General features: G+C 62.4%; 20 protein-coding genes and 1 pseudogene. 4 read left to right on the top strand and 17 right to left on the bottom strand.

The window, feature by feature from the left end; all coding sequences use genetic code 11:
• Positions 1–25 precede the first annotated feature (25 nt).
• From ABIB95_RS34815 to ABIB95_RS34805, 3 genes are all read right to left on the bottom strand, one after another.
• Positions 26–967, bottom strand: coding sequence for a hydroxymethylglutaryl-CoA lyase (locus ABIB95_RS34815; protein ID WP_354246250.1), 942 nt, complete (start codon positions 965–967; stop codon positions 26–28).
• The gene (locus tag ABIB95_RS34810) at positions 964–2,157 is read right to left on the bottom strand and encodes a CaiB/BaiF CoA transferase family protein (RefSeq protein ID WP_354246247.1); all 1,194 of its coding nucleotides are present in this window, start codon (positions 2,155–2,157) and stop codon (positions 964–966) included. Before ABIB95_RS34810 ends, ABIB95_RS34815 begins: the two co-directional genes overlap by 4 nt.
• A 113-nt stretch (positions 2,158–2,270) precedes the next feature.
• Positions 2,271–3,227, bottom strand: coding sequence for a LysR family transcriptional regulator (locus ABIB95_RS34805; protein ID WP_354246245.1), 957 nt, complete (start codon positions 3,225–3,227; stop codon positions 2,271–2,273).
• 201 nt (positions 3,228–3,428) lie between these two features.
• On the opposite strand from ABIB95_RS34805, the gene ABIB95_RS34800 reads away from it, so the two are divergent.
• A complete protein-coding gene (locus ABIB95_RS34800) occupies positions 3,429–4,607 on the top strand; it encodes an aminotransferase class V-fold PLP-dependent enzyme (protein ID WP_354246242.1) in 1,179 nt (392 codons plus the stop codon).
• Positions 4,608–4,620: 13 nt separating this feature from the next.
• On the opposite strand, the gene ABIB95_RS34795 is transcribed toward ABIB95_RS34800, so the two are convergent.
• The 6 genes from ABIB95_RS34795 to yajC are packed head-to-tail and all read right to left on the bottom strand — an operon-like array spanning position 4,621 to position 10,272.
• Positions 4,621–5,865 (bottom strand): threonine ammonia-lyase, encoded by a 1,245-nt coding sequence (locus ABIB95_RS34795; protein WP_354246240.1) that lies wholly within the window; start codon positions 5,863–5,865, stop codon positions 4,621–4,623.
• A 45-nt stretch (positions 5,866–5,910) separates the two neighbouring features.
• Positions 5,911–6,774: a phytoene/squalene synthase family protein gene (locus ABIB95_RS34790; protein WP_354246237.1), complete on the bottom strand. Its 864-nt coding sequence runs from the start codon at positions 6,772–6,774 to the stop codon at positions 5,911–5,913.
• Positions 6,771–7,154, bottom strand: coding sequence for an Mth938-like domain-containing protein (locus tag ABIB95_RS34785; RefSeq protein ID WP_028152342.1), 384 nt, complete (start codon positions 7,152–7,154; stop codon positions 6,771–6,773). The genes ABIB95_RS34790 and ABIB95_RS34785 overlap by 4 nt, the downstream gene beginning before the upstream one ends.
• 60 nt (positions 7,155–7,214) lie before the next feature.
• Positions 7,215–8,234: a protein translocase subunit SecF gene (gene secF / locus ABIB95_RS34780; RefSeq protein ID WP_028152341.1), complete on the bottom strand. Its 1,020-nt coding sequence runs from the start codon at positions 8,232–8,234 to the stop codon at positions 7,215–7,217.
• Positions 8,235–8,245: 11 nt separating this feature from the next.
• Positions 8,246–9,850 carry a protein translocase subunit SecD gene (gene secD / locus ABIB95_RS34775; protein ID WP_071913639.1) on the bottom strand — a complete coding sequence of 535 codons (1,605 nt, stop codon included), beginning with the start codon at positions 9,848–9,850 and terminating at the stop codon, positions 8,246–8,248.
• Between the two features lie 47 nt (positions 9,851–9,897).
• Entirely contained in the window at positions 9,898–10,272 is a 375-nt protein-coding gene (gene yajC, locus ABIB95_RS34770) for a preprotein translocase subunit YajC (protein ID WP_354246234.1), read from the bottom strand.
• Positions 10,273–10,453: 181 nt separating this feature from the next.
• Here yajC and ABIB95_RS34765 point away from each other — a divergent pair, with 181 nt between their 5' ends.
• On the top strand, positions 10,454–11,446 hold the full coding sequence (locus tag ABIB95_RS34765; RefSeq protein WP_354246231.1) for an ATP-binding protein: 993 nt from the start codon (positions 10,454–10,456) through the stop codon (positions 11,444–11,446).
• Positions 11,447–11,728: 282 nt separating this feature from the next.
• Here ABIB95_RS34765 and ABIB95_RS34760 read toward each other — a convergent pair whose 3' ends face one another.
• Positions 11,729–12,847 carry a SphA family protein gene (locus ABIB95_RS34760; protein WP_223154038.1) on the bottom strand — a complete coding sequence of 373 codons (1,119 nt, stop codon included), beginning with the start codon at positions 12,845–12,847 and terminating at the stop codon, positions 11,729–11,731.
• A 769-nt stretch (positions 12,848–13,616) separates the two neighbouring features.
• Here ABIB95_RS34760 and ABIB95_RS34755 point away from each other — a divergent pair.
• Positions 13,617–15,137 carry an outer membrane protein gene (locus ABIB95_RS34755; protein WP_354246324.1) on the top strand — a complete coding sequence of 507 codons (1,521 nt, stop codon included), beginning with the start codon at positions 13,617–13,619 and terminating at the stop codon, positions 15,135–15,137.
• Positions 15,138–15,343: 206 nt separating this feature from the next.
• Here the strand turns inward: ABIB95_RS34755 and ABIB95_RS34750 are convergent, their stop codons facing one another.
• The 3 genes from ABIB95_RS34750 to ABIB95_RS34740 form a co-directional block, all read right to left on the bottom strand.
• Positions 15,344–15,997: a MarC family protein gene (locus ABIB95_RS34750; RefSeq protein ID WP_071913630.1), complete on the bottom strand. Its 654-nt coding sequence runs from the start codon at positions 15,995–15,997 to the stop codon at positions 15,344–15,346.
• Between the two features lie 12 nt (positions 15,998–16,009).
• Complete coding sequence (locus ABIB95_RS34745) at positions 16,010–16,819, bottom strand: MIP/aquaporin family protein (RefSeq protein ID WP_071917433.1); 810 nt, start codon at positions 16,817–16,819, stop codon at positions 16,010–16,012.
• Between the two features lie 115 nt (positions 16,820–16,934).
• Positions 16,935–17,555, bottom strand: coding sequence for a ParB-like protein (locus ABIB95_RS34740; protein WP_354246226.1), 621 nt, complete (start codon positions 17,553–17,555; stop codon positions 16,935–16,937).
• A 374-nt stretch (positions 17,556–17,929) separates the two neighbouring features.
• Here ABIB95_RS34740 and ABIB95_RS34735 point away from each other — a divergent pair.
• Positions 17,930–18,166: pseudogene (locus ABIB95_RS34735) on the top strand (hypothetical protein); the annotation flags it as partial.
• Positions 18,167–18,327: 161 nt separating this feature from the next.
• Here ABIB95_RS34735 and ABIB95_RS34730 read toward each other — a convergent pair.
• The 4 genes from ABIB95_RS34730 to ABIB95_RS34715 all read right to left on the bottom strand — a co-directional run bounded on the left by ABIB95_RS34730 (position 18,328) and on the right by ABIB95_RS34715 (position 24,862).
• Positions 18,328–19,308, bottom strand: coding sequence for an HAD family hydrolase (locus ABIB95_RS34730; RefSeq protein WP_502917899.1), 981 nt, complete (start codon positions 19,306–19,308; stop codon positions 18,328–18,330).
• 130 nt (positions 19,309–19,438) lie between these two features.
• The gene (locus ABIB95_RS34725; RefSeq protein WP_354246321.1) at positions 19,439–21,088 is read right to left on the bottom strand and encodes an arylsulfatase; all 1,650 of its coding nucleotides are present in this window, start codon (positions 21,086–21,088) and stop codon (positions 19,439–19,441) included.
• Between the two features lie 224 nt (positions 21,089–21,312).
• Positions 21,313–22,959: an arylsulfatase gene (locus tag ABIB95_RS34720; protein WP_354246318.1), complete on the bottom strand. Its 1,647-nt coding sequence runs from the start codon at positions 22,957–22,959 to the stop codon at positions 21,313–21,315.
• 232 nt (positions 22,960–23,191) lie between these two features.
• Entirely contained in the window at positions 23,192–24,862 is a 1,671-nt protein-coding gene (locus ABIB95_RS34715) for an arylsulfatase (RefSeq protein WP_354246315.1), read from the bottom strand.
• Positions 24,863–24,937: the final 75 nt, after the last annotated feature.

Below are 24,937 nucleotides of genomic sequence, written 5' to 3'. Positions count from 1 at the left end.
TGTTTTGAATTTTGATCGTGGTCGCTCAGCCCGAGCGCCGCAGCCGCTCGGGTATGGGATGCAGATCGAGGGGACGGCCGGCCTTGGCGACCTGCCCCGGCACCTCGTGTCCGACCAGTCCAGGCAATCGGAACGAGAGATCGATCAAGCCCTGCAGATCGAGACCGGTTCGCAAGCCCGTCTCGTGGCAGAGATTGACGAGGTCTTCGGTACAGACATTGCCGGTGGCGCCCGGCGCAAATGGACATCCGCCGAGACCGCCCAGCGCGGCGTCAAAGCGGCGCGCGCCGGTGTCATAGGCCGCGAGGACGTTAACCAGCCCAAGACCGCGCGTGTTGTGGAAGTGAAGCGTGAGCATGTCCGCAGGGACCAGCATCAAGACCTCCGCCACCAGCTGCGAGACCTGATTGGGATTGGCCATGCCCGTGGTATCGGCGAGCGTGACGCCATCGACCCCGAGATCGAGATAGCGCTTGACGATATCGAGCACCTTCTCGAAAGGCTGCAGGCCTTCGAACGGACAGCCGAACGCGGTCGCAACCGTCGCGTTGACCAACGCGCCGCCTGCATGGGCCGGCTTCACGATCTCGCTGAGCGACGCCAGCGACACCGCATGCGTCATGTTCATGTTGGCGCGGTTGTGCGTCTCGCTCGCCGACATCACGAAATTGAGCTCGTCGGCGCGTGCGGCCAGCGCCAGCTCAGAACCCTTCCAGTTCGGGATCAGCGCCGTATAGATCGTGCCGGGCCGCCGCTCGATGCCGGCGAAGACGTCCGCGGCGTCTCGCAGCGACGGCACGGCCGCCGCTGACACGAACGACGAGACCTCAATGCGGCTGAAGCCGATCGCAGAGAGCGAATTGATCAGCCGGATTTTTTCGCTGGTTTCGACCCATTTCGCTTCGATCTGAAGGCCGTCGCGCAGAGCGACCTCCTGGATCAGGATGTCCGGTGGCGTTGCCGTCATTGCACCGCTCCGCTCCGGCGCAGCTGCGCGATATCGCCTGCCTGCAAGCCGAGGCCCGCGAGCACCTCGTCGGTGTGCTGTCCCAGCGTCGGGCCAGGCCATTTGACGGCGCCCGGGGTGTCGGAGAGCTTTGGCGCGATGCCCGGCATCTTCACGGTGACATCGCCCGGCAGCTCGGTCGGCAGGATCATCTCGCGGGCAGCGTAATGGGGATCGTCGACAATATCGGCGACGGAATAGATCCGGCCTGCAGGAACATCCGCCGCATCGAGACGTGCGAGGATCTCGTCCATCGTTCGCTCCGAGGTCCATGCCGTGATGGCAGCATCGAGCAAGGCGTTGCCGCGGACACGTCCGTCATTGCTGGCAAGGGCCGGATCGTCGGCAAGGTCCGGCCGCCCGATGACCAGCATCAAGCGCTTGAAGATCGCGTCGCTGTTGCCAGCGATCACAACATGGCGCCCGTCGGAGCTGGGATATGTATTGGATGGACTGATGCCCGGCAGGGCGCCGCCGGTGCGGGTCCTGACATGACCCATGAGGTCATATTCGGGGACGAGACTCTCCATCAGGTTGAACACGCTCTCGTAGAGCGAGACGTCGACCACCTGCCCTCGCCCCTGCCCCGTCTTGACACGAAGCAGCGACATCAGCGCGCCGATCACGCCATGAAGCGACGCAAGGCTGTCGCCGATACTGATGCCGACCCGGGCCGGCGGGCTGTCGGGATCGCCGGTAGTGAAGCGCAGCCCGCCCATAGCTTCGCCTATCGCGCCGAACCCGGAGCGGTCGCGATAAGGGCCGGTCTGCCCGTAGCCGGAGATGCGGACCAGTGTCAGATCTGGATTAAGCTTTGAGAGCACGTCCCAGCCAAGGCCGAGCTTCTCGAGGCTCCCTGGCTTGAAATTCTCGATCACGACATTGGCTTGCGCGGCCAGCCGCAGCGCCACGTCGCGGCCGTCAGGCGATTTCAGGTCGATCGCGATCGACTTCTTGTTGCGCGATTGCAGGTACCACCAGAGCGAGGTGCCCTGATGTAGCTTGCGCCATCTGCGCAACGGATCTCCGCTGCCCGGCTGCTCGATCTTGATGACTTCGGCGCCGAACTCAGCAAAGAGCCGCGCGGCAAACGGTGCCGCGATCAAAGTTCCGAGTTCGACGACTCGTATTCCGGATAATGGTCCGTCCACGTCTGGCGCTCCTCGATCGTCTTTGATCGTGGTGTCGCCGAGCGCAGGGCCCTAAGTCCAATATCCTTTGATGAACACGCGTTCGCGGATGACGAACGACACGAAGGCCGCCATCAGTGAGGTTTGGTTCCGGGCAATCGCAGATGATCGAGCATCAACTGGCTCGTCGCCGACAATCCCGCGGGATCCCTGGCCACCAGCACCAGTTCGCGATCGGCCCAGTCGTCGCTCAACTCGACGGCCGTCAGGTTCATGCCGTGACTGAGGACCTCGAACGCACGATCGGGAATGAGGCCGATGCCCATGCCGGCCTGCGCCATCCGGCACACCGCATCAAAACCCGGGACGTGGACCCGCAACCGGATCGACTTGCCGATCTGCTGCGCGGTGTATTGCGAGCGCAGATAGATCGAGCTGGTCGCAAACAGGCCGACATGGTCGTAGTCGAGTGTGTCGGCGAACGAAACGTCTCTCGCCGATGCAAGCGGATGATCGGACCGCACCACGATGACGAGGCGGTCCCGCCGATAGGAGAACCGCGCCAGCCCGCGCGTCGACACGTCTGCCGAGCAGATGCCGATTTCGGCCGCGCCCTCCTCGACGCCGCGAACGACATCGGCGCTCGGACGCTCCTGCAGATCGAGCCGCACCAGCTCGTGCGAGCGAAAGAAGCCGGGCAGATCGTCGGGAAGAAATTCGACGATCGACGAGAGATTGGCCAGCATCCGCACATGCCCGCGCACGCCGCGCGCATGCTCGGCCATGTCGACGGCGATCTTCTCGACGTTGAGCAGCGTCACGCGCGCATGATGCAGCAGCGATTCACCGGCCGGCGTCAGCGCCATGCCGTTCGGATGCCGCTCGAACAGCGCGACCTCGAGTACCTCCTCGAGGTCATGCATGCGTTTGCTGACAGCAGAGGGCGCGATCGCCTCGCGCTGCGAGGCGCGCGTCAAATTGCCCTCCTCACAGATGGCGATGAACAGCCGCAGGGTCGTGAGGTCGATCCGTCGGGTGATGTTGGTCCTGGGCGTCCCGGTCATTGAGCGGGATTGCGTCTTCTCTTGCATGGTCTGTTTCCCGATCCGGGAAGATATAACGTCCGAAGTCACCGGGTTTCTCAAAATCCGGGGAGAACGGCCGCCGATTTGGAATCCGATACCAAGACGAGGCAATAATCCGCCATTTTGTTCCAAGCAGCACATAAGCTTGCTCGCGCTCGTCAACGCGCCTAATTCATGGGATCGGGACAGCAGAGGCGGAGACCAGCATTGATCGACATCGACCGGATACGTTCCGACACCCCGGCCGCCTCCCGCCTCGCTTATCTCCACAATGCCGGCGCGGCCCTCATGCCAACTGCCGTCGTCGCGGCAATGAAGGACCACATCGATCTGGAGGGCGAGATCGGAGGTTATGCCGCTGCCGACCGCGAGTCCGATCGGCTCGATGCGGTCTACGGCTCCGTAGCGCGCCTGCTGAATGCCGCCCCCGACGAGATCGCCCTGATGGAGAACGCGACAATTGCCTGGCAGATGGCGTTCTACGCGATTCCGTTTCGCCAGGGCGATCGGATCCTGACCGCCGAAGCGGAATACGCTGCCAACTACGTCGCGTTTCTTCAGGTCGCAAGGCGCACGGGCGCGATCATCGATGTCGTGCCGAGCGATGCCAGCGGCGAACTCGACGTCCATGCGCTCGAGCGCATGATCGACGAACGCGTGAAGCTGATCGCCATCACCTGGGTTCCGACCAATGGCGGATTGATCAATCCCGCGGCGGCGATCGGCAAGATCGCGCGGGCGCACGGGATTCCCTATCTGCTCGACGCCTGCCAGGCGGTCGGCCAGATGACGGTCGACGTCGAAGCCATCGGCTGTGACATGCTGTCGGCGACGGGGCGCAAATTCCTCCGCGGCCCGCGCGGCACGGGCTTTCTCTACATCCGCCGCGAGACGCTGCAACGGCTCGAGCCGCCGATGATCGATCACTTCGCCGCGCCCTGGGTCTCGCGCGGTGAATATCGGTTGCGTGACGACGCGCGCCGTTTCGAGACCTGGGAGAACAATTACGCGGCGCGGCTCGGTCTCGGAGCCGCCGTCGATTACGCGCTCGATATCGGTCTCGGCCCCATCGAGCAGCGCTGCCGTTTGCTTGCGGACCGTCTTCGCGGTGGCCTCGCCTCGGTTCGCGGCGTGACCATTCGCGACCTCGGACGCGCACAGGGCGCCATCGTCAGCTTCACGCTGGATAGGTATGAGGCGGACGCCATCGTCAGCAGCGCCGCTGCAGCGGGCATCACCATCGGCGCTTCAGATCCGGCGAGCACCCGCATCGATGCCGAAATCCGCTCGCTGCCGCCGGTCGTGCGGGCCTCCCCGCATTATTACAATACGGAAGCCGAGATCGACCGGCTGATCGGCCACCTCGCGGGTTTGGCGCCGCGATAGAGGCGCGCGCCACTCAGGTACAGCGCGCGCTCAAGCCGGATGCGCCGAGCTTGGCCATGACCTCGTCGAGATGCGCGCTGTCGCGGGTTTCGATGACGAGCTGAAGCAGCGTCGCTTTGGCCGGCAAGTCGGAGAAGGTCCGCTGATGCGAGACCTCGATGATGTTGGCGCCCGCCTCGGCCAGCAGTGAGGCGACGGCAGCCAATTGCCCCGGCCGATCGGGGATGTCGAGCGACAGCTGGGTCAGCCGCCCCTCGCGCGCCAGCTCGCGCGTCAGGACGGAGGCGATCAGCCGCGTGTCGATGTTGCCGCCGCTCAGGACGAGGCCGACCTTCTGGCCGGCAAAGCGGGACGTATCGGACATCAGCGCGGCAAGCCCGGCGGCGCCGGCGCCCTCGACGACGGTCTTCTCGATCGAGATCAGGGTCGCGACGGCACGCTCAAGCTCGGCTTCGTTCACCAGCGCGATGTCGTCGACGAGGCGGCGGACGATCTCGGTCGTGATCTTGCCCGGCGATTTCACCGCGATGCCTTCGGCGAGCGTGTCGCCGCGCGCCGGCAGATTGCCGTCATGGATGGCGTTGTACATCGAGGGGTAGAGCCAGGCCTCGACGCCGAGAATCCGCACTGTCGGCTTGATCGATTTCGCAGCAATACCGATACCGCTGATCAGGCCGCCGCCGCCGATCGGGACCACCAGCGTATCGAGCTCCGGCACCGCCTTCAGCATCTCGAGCCCGACCGTGCCCTGCCCCGCGATGACGAGCGGGTCGTCGTAGGGGTGGACGAAGATCATGCCGCGGGCCTCGCCATGGCTGCGCGCATACGTGGCCACCTCCTCCAGCGTCGCGCCCGTCACCACCACCTCGGCGCCGTGGTGCTTGGTGTTCTCGACCTTCACCATGGGCGTGCCGACCGGCATGACGATGGTGGCGGGAATGCCGAGCCGCTTGGCGTGATAGGCGACGCCCTGCGCGTGGTTGCCCGCCGACATCGCGATGACGCCGCGCGCACGCTCCTCCGGCGTCAGCGCGGTGAGCCGGTTGAGCGCACCCCGCTCCTTGAACGAGGAGGTGAACTGGAGGTTTTCGAATTTCAGCCAGATGTCGCAGCCGCAGATATTGCTCAGCGTGCGGCTGTAGCTGCACGGCGTCTCGACGACGGCGCCGCGGATGGTGTCGGCGGCGGCATGAATGTCGCCCAGAGCGACCGGCAAGCCACTGAGATCGGGGGATGTATTTTGGGACAACTCAGCCATAGGACAGCATAGAGCATTTGGCCGTTTGAGGCGATAAGCCGGCCGCTATTTGGTAAATTCCCGGGAACGTGAAGCCCGCCACAGCGTCCATAGCGTGCGCAGCCGCGACGGGGGCTGCGGCGCAAACGGATTGCGCCCGGGTTGCGACAGGCGCTTGAGGTCACCCCGCACTTGGCTCAGCAGCAGAAACGCTGGCCGTGCCGGCGCCGGCACCTCCGGCAACAGCGACAAGGCCGTCGTCAAATGCTGCTCGGCTTCGCCCACGAGCTGGCCGAGCACCGCATGCAGATTTGGCGTCTCCTTGCCGGCGAACACGTCCTCCATCTGGCAGTCATGGGCCGCCAGCAGCTGCTGCGGCAGGAACAGTTGCCGGTGCGCCGAGTCGCGCGGCAGATTCGCAATCACCTGCGCGATGCCCTGGGCGAGCCCGGCATGCCTTGCGACATGCTCGGCCGCCTCCGACGGCGGCGCCATGACCCGCGCTGCGAGGCCAAACAATGCCGAACAGGTCGCGTCCAGATAGCCCTCCAGAGCCGCCATGGTCGGCATTGGATCGTTGTAGAGATCGAACTGATGCTCGTCGGCGAGCAGCGATAACGGCTCGACCGGCAGGTCGAAATCGCTGATCGCACGCAATAGCTCCGCCGCCACCGGGTTGCCCTCGGCGCTGCCGTGGACGTGGCCCGACAGCATGTCGGTCCACCATTGCAGGCGGATTTCGCCGGGCAAGGGCTGGCTCACCTGGTCGCGGACGCGGACGATCTCGACATTGAAGGCATAGAGCGCCAGCAGCGCCTGGCGCTCGGCGGCCGGCGCAAACAGCGTTGCGGCATAGCGCGGAAAGTCATGGCTGCGCACGAGGCCGGCGCAGAAGGCGACGGAATCGGGCGGAGGCGCAGCGCTGCTCATGGCACGGCGATCAGCGCGGCCGCGACGCGGCGCCGCTCGCCGATCATGATGTTGTAGGTGCGCACGGCGGGACCGGTCTGCATCGTATCCAGCACCACCCTCACCGCCTTCAGCGCTTGCCGCAGGTCAGGCGGCGGCAGCCAGACGCCGGTTCCGGTGCCAATCAGAAGCGTGTCGATGCTGTTGGCCGCCGTGAACACGCGATCCAGCGAATAGCGGTCGATCTTCGTCGGGTCCGTCACGTCCCAGGCCCAGATCGCGTCGGGCAGGCAGAGCAGCGATCCCCGGTGCGACATGCCGGCAAAGGCGAAGCCGCCCTTGCCATAGGCTTCGATCGGCGCCGAGCGGGGAAAATGCGGTGCGTTGGGATCGCCGGCCATGTGCTTCGTCCGAATGAGCTTACTGCCCTCGCAAACGCGTGCGAGGGCATGCGGTTCGGATCATGCCTTGTTTTTCTTCGCCGGCGTAGCCGTATCGGGCGCATCTTCGCGATGCTCGCCGACGCCGAGATAGATCAGGATCGGGGCCGCGATGAAGATCGAGGTATAGGTGCCGACCAGCACCACGCCGAACATCATCACCGCGGTGAAGCTGTGGATGGCATGGCCGCCGAACAGCAGCAGAGCCAGCAGCGCCAGCGTCACGGTGAAGTGGGTGATGATCGAGCGCGACAGGGTCGAATTGATCGACTCGTTGAGCAGCTGCGGCATCGGCATCTTCTTGTAGCGGCGCAGCATTTCGCGGATACGGTCGTAGATGACGACGGTGTCGTTGAGCGAATAGCCCAGAATGGTCAGAAGGGCCGCGATGCTGGTCAGGTCGAAATCGACCTGGCTGATCGACATGAAGCCGATCGTCAGCACGATGTCGTGCACGTTGGCGATCATGGCGCCGAGCGCGAACTGCCATTCGAAGCGGAACCAGAGGTAGATCAGGATCGAGACGATCGCGAGCATCAGGCCGAGCATGCCGTAAGCCAGCAGCTCGCCGGACACGCGCGGTCCCACCACCTCGACGCGGCGATATTCGACGGAATCGCCGAGCGCACCGCGCACCTTCTGCACGGCTTCCTGCTGGGCAGCGTCGCCGCCCGGCTGCTCCGCGACGCGGATCAGGACGTTCTCGGGGCCGCCGAACTGCTGCAACTGGACTTCGCCGAGATGCAAGGCATCGAGCGTCGTGCGCATCGCGGCGATGTCGGCGGCGCCGGACTTGGCCTGCACTTCCAGCAGCGTGCCGCCGCGGAAGTCGATGCCGAAATTCAGGCCATGGGTGAAGAACAGCGTGATCGCGACGATCGACAGCGCCGCCGAGATCGGGAAGCTGATCCGGCGGAAGCGCGTGAAGTCGAAATGCGTATCGTCCGGGACGATGCGCAGCGACGGCAGCAGCCCGAGCGCTGCGACCACGGTGAGAACGGCAATGAGAATGCCAAGCCCGATGAGAACGTAGTGAGTCACGGTCTTAGCTCCTAGATCGGCACGCTCTGCGGCCGCTTCCACCGCACCCACCAGGCTACGATCAGCCGGGTCAGCGTGAAGGCGGTGAACACCGTGGTGATGATGCCGATGCCGAGCGTCACGGCAAAGCCGCGCACCGGGCCGGTGCCGATGTAGAACAGCACGGCAGCGGCAATGAAGGTGGTGATGTTGGAATCGAGGATGGTCGCCAGCGCCCGCTTGAATCCGGCGTCGATCGCCGAAATCGCATTGCGGCCACCCCGCAGCTCCTCACGGATGCGCTCGTAGATCAGCACGTTGGAGTCGACCGCGATGCCGACGGTGAGCACGATGCCGGCGATGCCGGGCAGCGTCAGCGTGGCGTTGAGCAGCGACAACAGGCCGAAGATCATGGCGACGTTGATCGCCACCGCGATGTTCGCGAACACGCCGAACAGCCGGTAGGTCAGCAGCATGAAGATGATGACCAGGATCGAGCCGACATAGGCCGCAAGCTCGCCCTTCTCGATCGAGTCCTGGCCGAGGCCCGGACCGACGGTGCGCTCCTCGACCACAGTGAGCGGCGCCGGCAACGCGCCGGCGCGCAACAGGATCGCGAGATCGTTGGCCGATTGCACCGTGAAATTGCCGGAGATCTGGCCCTGACCACCGGTGATGGGCTCGCGGATGACGGGCGCCGAGATCACCTTGTTGTCGAGCACGATCGCGAAGGGCAGCCCGACGTTTTCCTGCGTGGCCTGCGCGAACTTGCGCGCGCCCGAGGTGTTGAACTTGAAGCTGACGACCGGCTCACCCGTCCGCTGGTCGAAGCTCGCCTGGGCGTCGGTCAGGTCGCCACCGGCGACCAGCACCTGCTTCTTGACTACATAGGGCGTGGGCGGCGGCGAGGCGCTCATCAGCAGCTCGGATTCCGGCGGCAACCGTCCCTGCTGCGCCTGATCCGGCGGCACGGACGCATCGACCATGCGGAATTCCATCTTCGCGGTCTTGCCGAGCAATTCCTTCAGGCGGGTCGGATCCTGAAGACCTGGGACCTGCACCAGGATGCGGTCGTTGCCCTGGCGCTGGATGACCGGCTCGACGGTGCCGAGCTCGTTGACGCGGCGCTCGACGATCTGAATCGACTGCTCGATGGTCTTACGCATGCGGTCGAGCATCGCAGCCTGCGGAATCGCCAGGCGGATCACGCCGCCGCCGGCATCGGTCACCTCAAGGTCGCGCTGACCGCTGGATCCCATCAGTCCGCCCAGTGGCTGGGACAGCTCGCGCAGCTTGGCGAGCGCCGGCTGCACGTCGGATTCCTTGGTGATGCGAACCTCGGCCGCGTCGTTGCGCACGGTCACGCCGCCGGTGAATCCGATCTTGGCATCGCGCAGCGTCCGGCGGACGTCGTCGCGGACCTGGTCCAGCCTCTCCTTCTTCACATAGCTGGAATCGACCTCGAGCAGCAGATAGGAGCCGCCCTGGAGGTCGAGGCCGAGAACGAGCCGGCGCTGCGCCCAGGCGGGCCAGGTCTTGACCTGCGCTTCGGGAAAGAAGTTCGGGACCGCGCAGAGGCACACGATCAGCGCCGTCAGGATAATCCCCAGCGCCTTCCACCGCGTGAAATACAACATCGACTGGACCTGTCAGATCGGGAGACTTGGGATGCTCGCGGAAACGCTCACTTCGACGCGGCGTCGTCCTTGGCGGCTTCCTTGCTATCCTTGGATTCTTTCGCCGGCTCGCCCTTGGCGCGCACGCCGGAGACCATCGAACGCATCTGCCGCACGCGCACGCCGTCTGCGATCTCGAACTCGATCTGGTCGTCGTCGACGACCTTGGTGACCTTGCCGACGAGGCCGCCCGAGGTCACGACGGTGTCGCCGCGGCGGATGTTCTTCACGAGGTCGGCATGGTCGCGCACCTTCTTCTGCTGCGGGCGCAGAATCAGGAAGTACATGATCACGAAGATCAGGGCGAACGGCAGCAGCGACATCAACATGCTGTTGGTGTCGCCGGCGCCCGCGGCCTGGGCATACGCAGGGGTAATGAACATTCGGACGATCCTCGTGGAAACGGGGGAAAACCGGTCAGGCCCTCAAAGGCGACCGGTTCGGTCAAATTCGCGCGGACTATAGCGGCCATTGCCCCAATTGCAACGCTGCCAGACCGTCGATTTGGCCACCTTGCGGCGCGCCCTCAGGCCCGATAAGGCTGCGTTCTCAGGAACTTCGGACATGCCCAAAAAACCAAGCAAAAGCCCGGCCGGCAAAGGCCCCCGCCCCCCTGCCAGGACGCCTGCCCGCGTCGCGGCAAAACGTCCCAAGGCCCCCCCCAAGGCAGTCGATAAGGCAGCCCCGGACCTCTCCCAGGATCGCATCGTCCGCGCGCTGGAGACGATCGCGGCGCACCTCGCCGCCCAGGGCAAGCCGGCCGTCGAACGCGAATCGTTCGAGCGGGCGGACGCCTATGTCTGGCACCCCGACGGCCGCCTCGCTGCGGTGCCGCGGGTCAGCCGCGTCGAGCTGTTCCTGCTGAAGGGCGTCGACCGGATGCGCGACATCCTGATGGAGAACACCGAGCGTTTCGCCAACGGCCTGCCGGCCAACAATGCCCTGCTCTGGGGCGCGCGCGGCATGGGCAAGTCGTCGCTCGTTAAGGCGGCGCATGCCAGCATCAACGCGGAGCGCAAGGCCGCCGATAAGCTGAAGCTGATCGAGATCCACCGCGAGGACATCGAGAGCCTGCCCGCGCTGATGGAGCAGCTGCGCGCCTCGTCCTTCTACTTCATCGTGTTCTGCGACGACCTCTCCTTCGACGGCAATGATGCGTCCTACAAGTCGCTCAAGGCCGTGCTCGAAGGCGGCATCGAGGGCCGGCCCGAGAACGTCATCCTCTACGCCACTTCCAACCGCCGCCATCTGCTGGCGCGCGAGATGATCGAGAACGAGCGCTCGACCGCGATCAATCCCGGCGAAGCCGTCGAAGAAAAAGTCTCGTTGTCCGATCGCTTCGGACTATGGCTCGGCTTCCACCGCTGCAGCCAGGACGAATATCTCGCCATGGTGCGGGGCTATTGCAGCCATTTCGGCATTGAGGTCGACGACGAGGCGCTGGAGCGCGAGGCGCTGGAATGGTCGACCACGCGCGGCTCCCGCTCTGGCCGCGTCGCCTGGCAGTTCGTGCAGGAGCTTGCGGGGCGGCTCGGCGTGAAGCTGACGGTGAATTAGCGGTCGGATCGCCACCCGGCTACGTGCCGCCCTTCCCCGAAGGCGGGGGTCAAGGGCGCGTGCCTTGCTTTGTCACCATGTGCCGGGTCGGCGTGACGGTACTTTCAGGCGCGGCGGGCGAGATCGCAAAGGAATCGCGCGCGAAGGCGACGCCTGCTACGCGCCGGCACTACGGCCTCGGTGGTGGTCACCGGAACGAGCTTCGACGGGGACCAGGTGCCACCGGTTGCCCGCGTGTTGCAAAGAATGATCAGCAAACTGACAGCCGCAGCTTGATTGCTGCTAGTATTTTCTAACGATGGGCTTTGTCGTCGGAGGTGCTCCGGGCGCGGGCGGCGAGATAGAGAAGGTGACCCAGGTATTCCAGCCTGATGGCCGGTTTTCCGCAGCGAACTCACCGTAAGCCTTTAAATTGAGATAGCCCTGCATGTCGCCGACCGGAAACAGGAATCCAATCTGGGGGCCGATGCCGACCACTTGGGACTGGAAGCAGCCGACACGGTCACCTGAACCGCTGTCGCAGCCGAGTTCCTTGTAGACATAGCCCACGAGGCCAACCATGACCTGCTTCGACAGGAATTGCGATGCACCCCAGTCGAAGTGCATGTCGACGCCATTCTGATACTGCGTTGCAGTGTTCTTGAAATTGTAGGTGAAGCCGAGCACGCCGGAGAATTCGTGGCCGGTCTGCGGATTGAAATAGGTGTAGCCGCCGCCGACGTCGATCGCGCTGTGTCCGATGCCTATATTCGACAGGCGATCGGATTGGTAAGCGCCAACCGGGATGTCGCCCATGATATAGGTCATGTAGTTGTGGACCCCGGCGTTCCAGCGCAATTGGAATACCGGCGCGACATCCCCAAAGCCCCATGTGGTGTCGCTGATGGTGTCGGACCGCGCGAAGGGGACGTTGTTGCCGAGAGGGCCCGTGAGCACGCCTGACAAGGTGCCTGCCAGGCTGGTGCCGACGACGCCATAGGCTGCTAACAGGGACACGGACGCCTGGCCGCCGAGAACCGGCGTCGCGAATACATAGGTTGGGATCACAAAGCCAAGATCGCCCGTGGCGTTGACGTTCAAATTCAGTTTTGCGTCGAGGGTAACATTGGCCGGAACCCTGTTGAGCGTGAACTCGCGCGCACGCGCGACGTCGGCGCCGGCGGAGACAGAGGTGTGATAGTAGATGTTTGCCAGCGACCAACCCGGCTGCTGCGGCGTGGCCGCCAGACTTCCAAAGAAACCGGGGACCCAGAAGCTGACGCCGCCTTCATCGGCCAACGCACAATGGGAAAAACCAATGATCGCGGACGTCAAGACGAATGCAGCAACGCCAAGTCTGCGTCGACGTGCTGATTTCGATCGCTCACTCTGCCCCGCCGCCAGTGCAATGCTCACTGTCATGTCGCGCCTCGTAAGATGTGCTACCTCCGAATACAATCCGGCCACAGCGTACCCCCGAGGCGATCGGGGCTCATCATGTAAAATTCAACGGGGATAGATCTATCGCAAGAAAGATCAATGCTGCGACCAAAGAGCCACATTCGGTAACCCAAGTCCGATCGGGCGCCACGGCAGACCTACTGCAACCCTCTCATAGCTGGAAATGTTGGGTATGCAGTTTGTGCCACCGATTCTATTTTCGGACCCCCACCAACGAGTGAGAAAAAAACAAGCTCGCGTTGCCGTTCGCCGGCGTCTCTTGCTGCAACGCGATGCCAGCCGTTGCTAGGTCGCGTATTGAGCCTCACGACTGCTTATTGGTAATCGAGTGTGACCAAGAGCAAAGTTGCCAGACGATGAACCTCAAGCTCACGCTCGTCGGCGTCATTCTAGCGTCAGTCTTCGCCGCACCTGTGGCCGCTGGCCCATTCGAGGATGCCGTCGATGCTCACGCCAGAGACGATTACGCCCAGGCCCTGTACGGCCAAAGCGTGGGGAAGCCGGCTACGCAGCAACCTCCTCGTTAGCCGAAACTTCTATTGCGGTGCTGATGACCGCCATGGGCAAAAATTCCAATGCATCACTCCCAGATCGCCCAGCGCGTTCTCAAACAGGAGACGATCGCAAAGTCAGACAACAATGTTCACTTAAAGAACACGAAGCGGCACGAAGACCCTCAATTTCGTTGTGACCGAAATGTCACCTGCATCGACATTGCAAGCTAGGCTTGATGCAGATCAAACAAGTTGATTGGTCAGAAACCTTCTTGGTCATATGTTTGCGAGTTGTGGCCGACCTTGAGGAGGCGACAGTGCAGAGAGTTTTCCTCATTTGCATCGCGGCAGGATTGTTGAGCGGACCCGCTCTTGCGTCCGATCTGCCTGTCAAAGCTCCGATATACAAAGCACCAATCGCGGCACCATTGTACAATTGGGGAGGGTTTTATGTTGGTGCCAACTTCGGTGGGGGATGGTCCAACGGCAGCCTGAACATTCCCGGCAACAATCTGTATGGCGGCCTGACCGAATTCGTTGGAGGCGTGCAGGCGGGCTATAACTTCCAGGCCGGCCACTTTCTGTTTGGTGTCGAAGGTGAGTTCGATGGAGCCGGCTTCGGTCATCCGGTCTTTCCTGCTCCGACATTAGCCTTTGTAGATCAACACTGGATCGGCACCGTGGCGGGCCGTGTCGGCCTCGTGGATGATCGATGGCTCGTATTCGCCAAGCTTGGCGGCGGCTGGGTCAACAGCAGCGCTACTTTGAACCTCCCCGGCGCCGCTTGGAACGGGACCAGCACGAACACCGGCTGGTTGGCGGGCGCTGGCATCGAATACGGCTTCAAGTCGCATTGGACCGTCAAACTCGAATACGATTATCTTGGGCTATCGAACTGGCGTTCTCCCACCGTCCCCTCGGTCGCGTTGAACCGCGACCTTCAAATGGTCAAAGCTGGCATCAATTATAAATTCGAAAGCGGCCTTCCCGCGGAGGCCGAGGCGCCGAAGCATTCCCACGAGCCTTCAGACGACGAAGATCTACAGAAGAAATCACAAAACCCGATCGCGGATTTGGTCAGCGTGCCGTTTCAGAGCAACACCAATTTCAATACCGGACCATTCAATCGCACCCAGGAAGTACTCAACATTCAACCCGTCGTGCCCATGCATTTAAACGAAGACTGGAACGTAATCTCACGTACTATCATTCCGCTGGTGAGCCAGCCGAGTCCGTTCTTCGACAGTAGCACCAACGGGATTGGCGACATTACTCAATCGTTGTTTGTGTCCCCCGTGCACCCCGGGCCGCTGATCTGGGGCGTGGGGCCAGTCTTCACCGTTCCGTCCGCAAACGATCCCATCCTCGGGACCGGTAAATTCTTGTTCGGCCCAACGGCCGTGTTAGTGGTCACGCCGCCACATTGGGTGATCGGTGTATTGCTCAATAACCAGTGGTCGGTCGGCGGCAATCCACTGCGACCGCCCGTCAACGCCTTCCTCGCCCAGCCCTTCGCCAACTACAACATGGCGCACGGCTGGTACTTGACCACGTCACCCGTCATCACCTCGAACTGGCTCGCGCCATCGGGTCAGCAGTGGACTGTGCCGATTGGCGGCGGCTTCGGTCGCGTTTTCAGAGTGGGTGACCAACCGGTGAACGCATCGATTGCCGGCTATTACAACGCGGTACGTCCGACCGGCACTCCGGCTTGGCAATTGCGCGCTGAAATCGCGCTTCTGTTCCCGGTTAAATGACGTGGCGGCCTGGCGCGCAACGAGACTTGTGTCCCGGTGTCCGAAGTGGATGATCGCGTCCTTTGTACTGTGGGCCGACAACTTCCCGACGCCGCGTAATACGGTCCACCTCGGACTCGGTTCGGTTCAGAACAAATCTCCGATTGGCAGAATACATCCGCGGTCAAGATCGCCCCGGAATTTGCGTGGCGCCACCAACAGCTAGTTCAACGCAGAATCGTCACACCATGCGTCTGCAATGCCTCGATGATACCGTCGAAGATCAGCGCAACGCCCATCGCAGAGACGAAGAAGCCAACTATTCGGGTGATAGCATCGATCCCCATTGCGCCGAGCTTGTCGAAAAGTTTCCCGGCATATGCCAGACACAGGTAGGTGACGACCATCGTCGCGAAAATAGCCACGACGATCGCTACGAAAGAGGCCAGTTCCGCTGATGATCGCTTAATCGTGGCAGTCATGCCGAGGATGGTGGCGATAGCGCCTGGTCCGCACATGAGCGGCATCGCAAGCGGCACGAAAGCTATGTTACCGCTCTGATCCGCGCCGCTGGCCGGAATCACGCCACCGGAAGCGGACGGTGAAAATAGTTCAAAGCCGATCTTCATCAGGATGATCCCGCCGACGATGCGGACCATGCTCAGCGGCACGCCGAACAAGCGTAGGATCAGCGTTCCGAAGATCAAGAAAAAGAGAGATAGAAGCAGCGCATAGAGGCAAGCTTTCCATGCCACCTTGCGATGTGTGGCGGCGTCCTTGCCTTCCAGCATCTTCAGATAGACCGGCAGGACCTCGAACGGATTTATTATCGCGAGCAAAGTCGCGAACGTACCCACGAACAGCGAGAGTTCATGACCCATTATGCCTGCGCCTCACCCTTTCTCCGGGTGCTCGACTTCGGTGAAAAGGCTCCCCTGTGCCGCACCTGAGCCTGCGCGGCCGCCGCCGGCACCGCGGAGCACCCATGCTGCACCCACTGCGAGAACTGCACCCACGAGTGGACCTGCGACATACACCCAATAGCTCGTGAAGTCGGTCGCGATTAAGTTCGGGCCGAACGTGCGCGCTGGGTTCATCGACGCTCCCGAGATAGGGCTCCCCCACAGCCCGGCAAGTGCAATGTACGCGCCGACGCCGATCGCGCCGATGATCCCGATGTTCTGAGCGCCTGACGCCGTGCCGAGAATGACACTGACGAGACCGAGGGTCAGCACGGCCTCCATCAGGAACGCATCGGACGCGGAGTATCCCGACGCGGGATAGTTCGACCCGTAGCTGGCCGACACGTTGATCACGGCGTGCAGGAACAGTGCCGCGAGCGTCGCCCCGATCAACTGCACGACGATATATCCCGGTACGCGACGCCATGGGAAGTCGCCACGCACCGAGAACGCGATACTGACCGCGGGATTGAGATGAGCGCCGGACACCTTGCCCATGAAGAGGATGATCGCCATCACCATCAGACCGGGTGCGACGACCGCAGCGGCACGGCTGATCGTGCCGGGAAAGGCCTGCCCCATCATGCCGCCACCGGCGGCCACGAGGACGAGGAAGAACGTTCCGAGCAGCTCCGAGAAGAGGCGGCGCCACTCTTGGTTCGGATCGTGGAAGTCGTTTAGCGACGCGACAAGCTCGTGATCCAGATGGCTCAGTGTTCTGTCGGCCTCTGTTTGCGCCATGAGCTGCTCTTTCCTCTAGTCGATGCCGCTGTCCGTTAGCCTCTCGCACCGGGCCAGCACGGCTCCTCGGGTCTTCGGCGCGCTTGCGGATTTTTCGAGCGGGATAGGCATGCCTTCAATCCTCCAAGACGGGACCACACCAGCCGGGCAGGTAGCTCGCCTCCTCGGTTTTGGACAATTCCAGGGCTTGCTCGAGAGCGGCCTCGAAGTGGGTCTCTACGGTTTTGCGCTTGACCCGGCGACGCAAAAAATCCGCCCACAAGAACTCGCTGAACGGCGTCGTGTCCTTGGCGTACCCGCCGGCGCGCCGCAGTTCGCCCGCCAACGAGCGGAACGGATCGTCAACAAGCCCGGCCACGGTCTTCGGCAAATCCTTGTAAGGGCGCAGACGGCCCTCGTCGTCGTACGAATGCATCCAGCTTTGATTGTCCAGGACGAACCAGAACGAATCGGGCTCCAGCGTCCTGAGGTTTTTCACCACGGTAACCAATACCTCTTCGACCCCTTCTTCATGGAGCGCACGCGCCAGGTGGTGATGATCGATGACGTAGTGGCGGTCCTTTGGGCCAAGCACGACGGGGATCATGTGCTTACCCAGGAACTCGGCTCCTTTCTCTTTGCTCTCGTCGCGCCAGCGCTTGCGCTTCTCCTTGACCTCCCGAATGCCGACCGTCATCTGGGTCGGGCGCAGGTCTGCGATCGCAACGGGCTTGAGAATGGGTTCACGGTCCGACATCGTGCAGACTTCTTTGATCACTAGTCCGGAAATGTTCGCTTTTAGAAGACGTCGTCGCCTCGTCAGCAACCGACCGCGAGGCCAGCCGCGTCCGGTCGGTCCCCATCACCGGACATTCTCAGCGCCCGTCGGCAAAGCCCGCCTTTATAACAACGACCCTTCGTTGTGCTCACGGTGGACTATTCCATTGATCTGGATCAACGGTCGGCCAAGACTCTTGCGCACGCCCGTACCGGGCTACACGGACATGATGGCGCTTCGTGATTGTGGTCGATGACGATGCGGCCATCCTGAAGCGTATGGCGCATGCTGTTCGCAGGTTTAGCTTCGAATAGTCAATTCGAGGGAGTCTGACCATGAACATCACTCCCACCATGCGCGCATTGGTATGGTCGACCTCCGTTCTGGCTCTCACAATTGGTCCGACCTTCGCCCAGCAGATCTCGGGAACGCCGGGCTCACCCAGCGCCACGACGACGATTGACGGCAAATATCTCCCAAACCCGCCCGCGCCGTTCGGCGGAACGATCAATATGGATGCCAAGGGTTCCAAACCCTATTGGCCACCGACCGTGGTGCCGCCCAAGGGGGCGCCCAACGTCCTGCTGATGTCCTCCTTGCGTTAACAGCGGACGTCCGCGCCTCGAACGCGGTGCCGCAGGCGACAAAGATGGTCGGTGTGCAAGTCCGGAATGCGTTGGGTGCCTCTTGCCGGTAACCATGTCCACTGGCTGTTGCCGTCCAGATGGCACTTATGGGTCCTTAGAGGATGTCAGTCGAAGGCAAAGATGCGCTTCCAGTCCTTCTTCATGTCGACGACCGCCCACTTGTTGACGGCCGCGGCGTCGAGCGCGACGTCGAGTTTCCCGAAATGCGAGTCGCGGTCATAGGCATATTCGCGTTCTGCATCGGTATGGTGGACGATCAGGCCGAACCGCGCGCCACTGGCGCCGAGCGTCGTCCATTGCAGCATTTCGAGATCGCCGTCGGAGTTGCCGAAGGCGGCGATCGGACGCCGGCCAATGTGCTCGTTGATGCCGATCGGCTTGCCCGCCTTGTCGTCGATGAAATTGATGTCGGGCAGCCGGAAGAGCGTTGGCGCACCGTCCTTGATCTCAAATCGGGTTTTGATCGACGATCCGACCACCTGCTCCGGAGGTATTCCGTAGATCCGCTCGGTCCAGGGCCGCATGAATTCGATGCCGCCGCCCGACGCGATGAAGGTCTTGAAGCCGCTGGCCCGGAGATAGGCGAGCAGTTCGAGCATCGGCTGGTAGACCAGTTCAGTATGCGGCCGCTTGAAGCGGGGATCGCGCGCGGTCGCCAACCAATCCGTGACAATCTTCTCGAACTCTGCCGTGGTCATGCCGGCATGTGTCACGGCGATGATTTCGACCAATCCTTTTTCGCCTGAAGCCGCGAGCGCCTTCAGGTCGTCGTCCAGCACCGCCGCGAACGGCTGCTTGGTCTTCCATTCCGGATGCATTGGCGCCATGGCCTTCACGCGGTCGAGGGCGAAGGCCAGTTGCACGTACATCGGCTGCTCGACCCATAGTGTGCCGTCATTGTCGAAGGTCGCGATGCGCTGCTCGACCGGCACGAAGAAAGGCCCGCCTTGCGTCGTGACCCGCGCGACGAAATCGAGGATCGAAGCCTTGGTCGCCCCCTCGTTCCAGGACGGGAGTGGATCGCGTGCCTGTGCCAGCGCGGAGGTGGAGCGGAGTGAGGCGGAGAGCAAGGGAAGGACGGCCAGTGACGAGAGCAGGATGCGGCGATCGATAGCAGGAAAACGGATGATCGGTTTCAAGGTCGACTCCTTTCCGTTGCCAAGCGGGCGCACAGGAGTTCGGTGCGCCCGCCATGAAACCAGTCGATGCCAGGCGCTACTTGCCCACCGCCGCCCGGGCCGCCTCGATTTTCGCCTTCACGGCATCGAGGTTGAAACTCGCGCCCTTTTGCATCGGCGGAAACTCGATCGCCGTCATCGCCAGCTTTTCCACCTGCTGCTGAACAAATACAAAGCGCCAGAATTCGTATTTGAACCAGTCGAAGTATTGCTGCGCGCCTTCTTTACTCCCGTTATCGGGCCAGCCCGTGCGCTCGAATGGATCGAGGCGAAGATTGGTCAAATAGGGCACGTCAACCTTGGTTTTTTCGCCGAGCCAGCCTTTTGGCTGGTCGATGAAGCGATACTTGAAGTCGTCGATGCGCACGGCACCTAGTTCGCTCTCTCCGAAGTAAAAGATTTCGTGCCGGTTCGACGGCCCCTTGCCGGTAATCATGTCCATCTGGTTATAGCCGTCCAGATAGCACTTATAGGTCGTGTCACCGATCTGTTTGCCCTTCTGCAGCTCATCTGCAATGTTCGGGTTGCCGGCGGCCGCCAGCAAGGTCGGAAACCAGTCCAGACCGGAAATGATGCCGTTCTCGACCTTGCCGGCCGGCACCTTGCCCGGCCAACGGATCATGCAGGGCACGCGGAAGCCACCTTCCATGACGGTGCCTTTGCTCTGCGCGAAAGGCGTCTGCCCGCCATCAGGCCAGGTGAAGACCTCGGTGCCGTTGTCGGTGGTGAAGACCACGATGGTGTTGTCGTCCACGCCCATATCCTTGAGCTTCTGCATCACCATGCCGACGTCGTCATCGAGCTGCGCCATGCCGGCTTCATGTATCGACCAGCCGTTCTTGGAGTTGCGCGTTCCCTCGTACTTTGGTGAAAGATGCGTGACGATGTGCATCCGGGTCGGGTTGAGCCATAGAAAGAACGGCTTGTTGTCGGCCTTGGCCTTCTCGATGAACTTCAGCGCAAGATCGCGAATTTCGTCATCTACGGTTTCCATTCTCTTTGGATAAAGCGTTCCGGCATCCTCGATCCGCTGTTTGCCGACCTTGCCCCAGCGTGGATCCACGGTGGGGTCGTCCACGGCGGTCGCGTATGTATGGAGCATATTGCGCGGACCGACGACGTTCAGCAGGTCCTGCGGGTAATTCGGGTGCGCGGGGTCTTCCATGGCGTCGAGGTGATAGAGGTAACCGAAGAACTCGTCGAAGCCATGCACCGTCGGCAAGAATTCATTCTTGTCGCCAAGGTGGTTCTTGCCAAACTGGCCGGTGGCGTAGCCCATTCCTTTCAACGCGGTGGCAATCGTCACCGCCTGCGCGGGTATGCCGATGGCAGCGCCGGCCTGGCCGACCGTGGTCATGCCGGTGCGGATTGGCAATTCACCTGTGATGAAGTTGGCGCGACCTGCCGTGCAGCTCGCCTCGGCATAGTAATCGGTGAACAGCATGCCTTCGGCGGCGAGCTTGTCGAGATTGGGCGTCCGGCCGGCCATCAGGCCGCGGTGATAAGCGCCGATATTCCACATGCCGATGTCGTCACCCATGATGAAGACGATGTTCGGCCGCTGCCCGGCTGGCGCGGGTGACGGTGTTGGTTGCTGCGCATGCGCAGAACTTGTTAGCCCGACCGCGGTGAGTGCCGAAGCGGCGACAAGAGAACTCCCGCTCAGCAAAAGATCGCGGCGTTTCATTCCGTTGCCCGATTGCGGAGTAGCGTCGTGGGAATCTCCAGGCGGAAGCTTATTGCTCATGACGTACTCCTCCCGTTGTTACGCAATTGGCTCTGTTCGCTTGACGCATCGGAAGCCGGCGTGGCTTGTGGAGGTGGCGACCGGCCCGACGCGGCCTCTTTGATCACTTGCTCGCTATTCCGTGGGCGGGCGCCCCAACGCGGAGCGCCCGCCCACCGCACATTCTACTTGCCAGCGTGCGACTGCATGGCCTTCTCGATCTGTTCCTTGACGGCTTCGAGGTTGAAGCTCGCGCCCTTCTGCATCGGCGGAAACTCGATCGCCGTCTGGGCGAGCTTGCCGACCTCCTGCTGCACGAACTGGAACCGCCAGAACTCGAAAACAAACCAGTTATAGAATGCCAACGACCCCTGCGCGCCGTTGGGCAAGTTCGTGCGTTCGAACGGATCAAGCCGAATGTTGGTGAGGATCGGCCAATCAACCTTGACCGTGCCGCCTAACCAGCCGCTCGGCTGATCGGTGAAGCGATATTTGAAGTCGTCGATGCGCACCGCGCTCAGTGTGCCCTCAGTGAAATAGAAGACCGAGTGGCGGGCAGACGGGCCCTTTCCGGTAATCAGGTCCATCTGGTTGAACCCGTCGAGGTAGACCTTGTAGGTCTTGCCGGCGAGTTGCTTTCCTTTCCTCAACTCGTCGGCAATATTCGGATTGCCGGCGGCGGCGACGAAGGTCGGGAACCAGTCGAGTCCGGAGATAATGCCGTTCTCGACCTTTCCCGCCGGCACCTTGCCCGGCCAGCGGATCATGCAGGGCACGCGGAAGCCACCTTCCAGGGCCGTTCCCTTGCCGCCCGCAAATGGCGTCTGTCCACCATCCGGCCATGTAAAGTTCTCCGCGCCGTTGTCGGTCGTGAACGCGACGATCGTGTTGTCGTCGAAGCCCTCGTCCTTGAGCTTCTTCATGACGGCGCCGACGATATCGTCCAGTTGGGCGAATCCGCCCTCCGAAACCGACCAGCCGTTGTCGGAGTTGCGCATGTTCTCGTACTTCTCGGAGAGGTGCGTGACGACGTGCATGCGCGTCGGGTTGAGCCAGACGAAGAACGGCTTGTTGTCCCGCTTGGCCTTGTCGATGAAGTCGAACGTGATCTTCAGGATTTCGTCATCCACCGTCTCCATCCGCTTTGGATAAAGCGGTCCGGAGTCCTCGATCTTTTGCTTGCCGATCTTGCCCCAGCGCGTCTGCACCGTCGGATCGTCGACGTCGGTCGCCCAGGAATGAACCATATTGCGCGGACCGACGGTGGCCAAGAGCGCTTGCGGGTAGTTGCGGTGGGCCGGGTCTTCCATGGCATCGAGGTGGTACAGATAGCCGAAGAACTCGTCGAAGCCGTGCATGGTTGGCAGGAATTCGTTGAGGTCGCCGAGGTGGTTCTTGCCGAACTGTCCCGTGGTGTACCCCATGGATTTCAGCGCGGTCGCAATGGTCGGCGCCTGCGCAGGCATTCCGATCGGGGAGCCCGCTTGGCCGACCGTGGTAAGCCCGGTACGGATTGGCAGTTCGCCTGTGATGAAATTGGCGCGGCCCGCCGTGCAGCTCGCTTCGGCGTAGTAGTCGGTGAAGCGCATGCCTTCCGCGGCGAGCTTGTCGAGGTTCGGTGTCCGGCTTGCCATGATGCCCTGGTGGTAGGCGCCGATGTTGAACCAGCCGATGTCGTCACCCATGATGAAGACGATGTTCGGCCGCTGGCCGGCCGCTGCGGGCGCTGCTGCCGGCTGCTGCGCGTGTGCCGGGGTTGTCAGCCCGACAGCCGAGAGCGCCGAGGCGGCCACAAGCGAACTGCCGCTCAGCAGCAGATCGCGGCGTTTCATTCCGCCGCCCGATTGCGGCGCAACGTCGTGCGATTCTTCTGGCGGAAGCTTGCTACTCATGACGTGCTTCTCCTGTTGTTATGCAATTGGCTCTGTTCGCTTGATGCATCGGAAGCGGACGTGGCTTGTGGAGGTGCCGACCGATCGGGCGCGGCCTCCTTGATCACTTTGCTCGCTATTCCGTTGGCGGGCGCCCTATGTCGGGCGCCCGCTTCACCCGCAAGCATCCGAGCTACTGGCTCGGGTGCCCCTGACCCTTCTTGAGCTGTTCCATGACCTGATCCAGGTTGTAGCTCGCGGGATCCTGAAGGGGGGGAAACTCCCTGTAGGATTCCAGCTCCTTCAGCCACAGCACCTGCCCGATGGGCAGCAGGTTCCAGTCGTATATGTAAGCGCTGACCGGTCCGGCGAGCGCGCCGCTCATCCAGAAACTCGCCTTTTTCTCATCGCCCCACGACGTCTCGAATGGATCGCGCTTGAGGTTAACCATGCCGGCTGCGAACTGGGTCTGGACGCCCGGCAAGAGGAATCCCGTCGCGGTTTCGGGCGCGATCGCGAAATACATCTTCCAATTCTTGTAGCGCACAGCCGACGGATGGCTGCTGGAATAGTAGAAGAAGGTGTCGCGCGCCGACTTTTCCGAACGTCCGGAAAGGTACTCGGTCTGATCGACGCCATCGAGCTTGGTCTTGACGATGCCCGGATAGGCACCGGCCATGATTCGCTTGTTCAGCGCATCGCCCTTGGCTCCGCCGGCAATGTTGACAAGCGTGGGCAGCCAGTCGAGCGACGCGAAGATGTCGTTCTTGACGGTCCCGGGCTTGATGACGCCCGGCCAGCGGATGACACAGGGAGCGCGCATGCCGCCTTCCCAGGTGTTCATCTTCGAGCCCTTGAACGGGGTCGTGCCGCCGTCCGGGTAGGTGAACGTCTCCGCACCATTGTCGGTGGTGAACACGACGATCGTGTTGTCGAGCTGGCCCATGTCCTGGAGCTTCTTCAGCACGTAGCCAATGTTGTCATCCATCTGCTTCATGCCGGCTTCGTTGACGCCCCAGTCCTTGCCGCCGGGCTCGCCGACCATGGCCATGTACTTGTCGTTCAGCACGGTTGTGACGTGCATGCGCGCCGGGTTGTACCAGACGAAGAAAGGCTTGCCCGTCGTCTTCGGGTCGTTGCGATCGATGAAGTCGATGACCTTGGCCGAGATTTCCTCGTCGACCCCCTTCGATCGCTCGAGCGTCAGCGGGCCCTGGTCGATGCACTGCTGAGTCCTGGATGTACCATCCGACTTGCACGCCAGCACGTTGCGCGGAGGCGTCAGGCAAACCGTCGTTTGCGGATCGACCGCGCCCGGTACTTCCGGGATGCCGGGGATCGGCGTATTCTTGCAGGGCGGGGCAACCGTCTGCTGGGTGGGGGACTTGTTGATGTCCGGGAAGCTCACGCCCTGCATCGCATCGAGGTGATACAGGTAGCCCCAGAATTCCTGGAAGCCGTGCGCGGTCGGCAGCGCGTCGGTGTGATCGCCGAGATGGTTCTTGCCGAACTCGCCGGTGTTGTAGCCGAGATCGAGCAGGAATTTGGCGAGCGCCGGGGTGCCGGGCCGCAGATAGGACGGGCTGCCGGGCAGTTGCGGGGGGATCATGCCGGTGCGCAGCGGATTCATGCCGGTGAAGAAGGCATTGCGACCGGCCGTGCAGCTCTGCTCGGCGTAATAGTGCATGAAGATCGCGCCTTCGTTGCCGATGCGATCGATGTTGGGCGTTTCGCCGACCATCAGGCCGCGGTGGTAGATGCTCGGCTGCATCCAGCCGATGTCGTCGCCCATGATGAAGAGGATATTGGGTTTCGGTGCCGGCTGTGCGGTCGCCGGCGTGCTGGCTGCCCCGGACAGCGACATCAATATCGTCGCGCCAAGCAGCGAGGCGCAGGACCTCTTGTGGCAACGGGACGTCTTGAACGGTGGAATTGCGGC

It is taken from the genome of Bradyrhizobium sp. LA2.1 (genome assembly GCF_040547725.1).
Classification (GTDB): domain Bacteria; phylum Pseudomonadota; class Alphaproteobacteria; order Rhizobiales; family Xanthobacteraceae; genus Bradyrhizobium; species Bradyrhizobium barranii.
Note: the sequence above shows the minus strand (reverse complement) of the source record. Positions and strands in the feature narration are given on the sequence as shown.

Excerpts from the sequence above, each read along its gene's own strand:
- ABIB95_RS34795 (WP_354246240.1), bottom strand. The coding sequence starts at position 5,865 with ATGGCTGAGTTGTCCCAAAATACATCCCCCGATCTCAGTGGCTTGCCG.
- ABIB95_RS34715 (WP_354246315.1), bottom strand. The coding sequence starts at position 24,862 with ATGTCGCTGTCCGGGGCAGCCAGCACGCCGGCGACCGCACAGCCGGCA.
- ABIB95_RS34815 (WP_354246250.1), bottom strand. The coding sequence starts at position 967 with ATGACGGCAACGCCACCGGACATCCTGATCCAGGAGGTCGCTCTGCGC.
- ABIB95_RS34745 (WP_071917433.1), bottom strand. The coding sequence starts at position 16,819 with ATGGCGCAAACAGAGGCCGACAGAACACTGAGCCATCTGGATCACGAG.
- ABIB95_RS34720 (WP_354246318.1), bottom strand. The coding sequence starts at position 22,959 with ATGAAACGCCGCGATCTGCTGCTGAGCGGCAGTTCGCTTGTGGCCGCC.
- ABIB95_RS34740 (WP_354246226.1), bottom strand. The coding sequence starts at position 17,555 with ATGTCGGACCGTGAACCCATTCTCAAGCCCGTTGCGATCGCAGACCTG.
- ABIB95_RS34750 (WP_071913630.1), bottom strand. The coding sequence starts at position 15,997 with ATGGGTCATGAACTCTCGCTGTTCGTGGGTACGTTCGCGACTTTGCTC.
- ABIB95_RS34805 (WP_354246245.1), bottom strand. The coding sequence starts at position 3,227 with ATGCAAGAGAAGACGCAATCCCGCTCAATGACCGGGACGCCCAGGACC.
- ABIB95_RS34755 (WP_354246324.1), top strand. The coding sequence starts at position 13,617 with ATGCAGATCAAACAAGTTGATTGGTCAGAAACCTTCTTGGTCATATGT.
- yajC (WP_354246234.1), bottom strand. The coding sequence starts at position 10,272 with ATGTTCATTACCCCTGCGTATGCCCAGGCCGCGGGCGCCGGCGACACC.
- ABIB95_RS34725 (WP_354246321.1), bottom strand. The coding sequence starts at position 21,088 with ATGAAACGCCGCGATCTTTTGCTGAGCGGGAGTTCTCTTGTCGCCGCT.
- ABIB95_RS34760 (WP_223154038.1), bottom strand. The coding sequence starts at position 12,847 with ATGACAGTGAGCATTGCACTGGCGGCGGGGCAGAGTGAGCGATCGAAA.
- ABIB95_RS34785 (WP_028152342.1), bottom strand. The coding sequence starts at position 7,154 with ATGGCCGGCGATCCCAACGCACCGCATTTTCCCCGCTCGGCGCCGATC.
- secD (WP_071913639.1), bottom strand. The coding sequence starts at position 9,850 with ATGTTGTATTTCACGCGGTGGAAGGCGCTGGGGATTATCCTGACGGCG.
- ABIB95_RS34765 (WP_354246231.1), top strand. The coding sequence starts at position 10,454 with ATGCCCAAAAAACCAAGCAAAAGCCCGGCCGGCAAAGGCCCCCGCCCC.
- ABIB95_RS34790 (WP_354246237.1), bottom strand. The coding sequence starts at position 6,774 with ATGAGCAGCGCTGCGCCTCCGCCCGATTCCGTCGCCTTCTGCGCCGGC.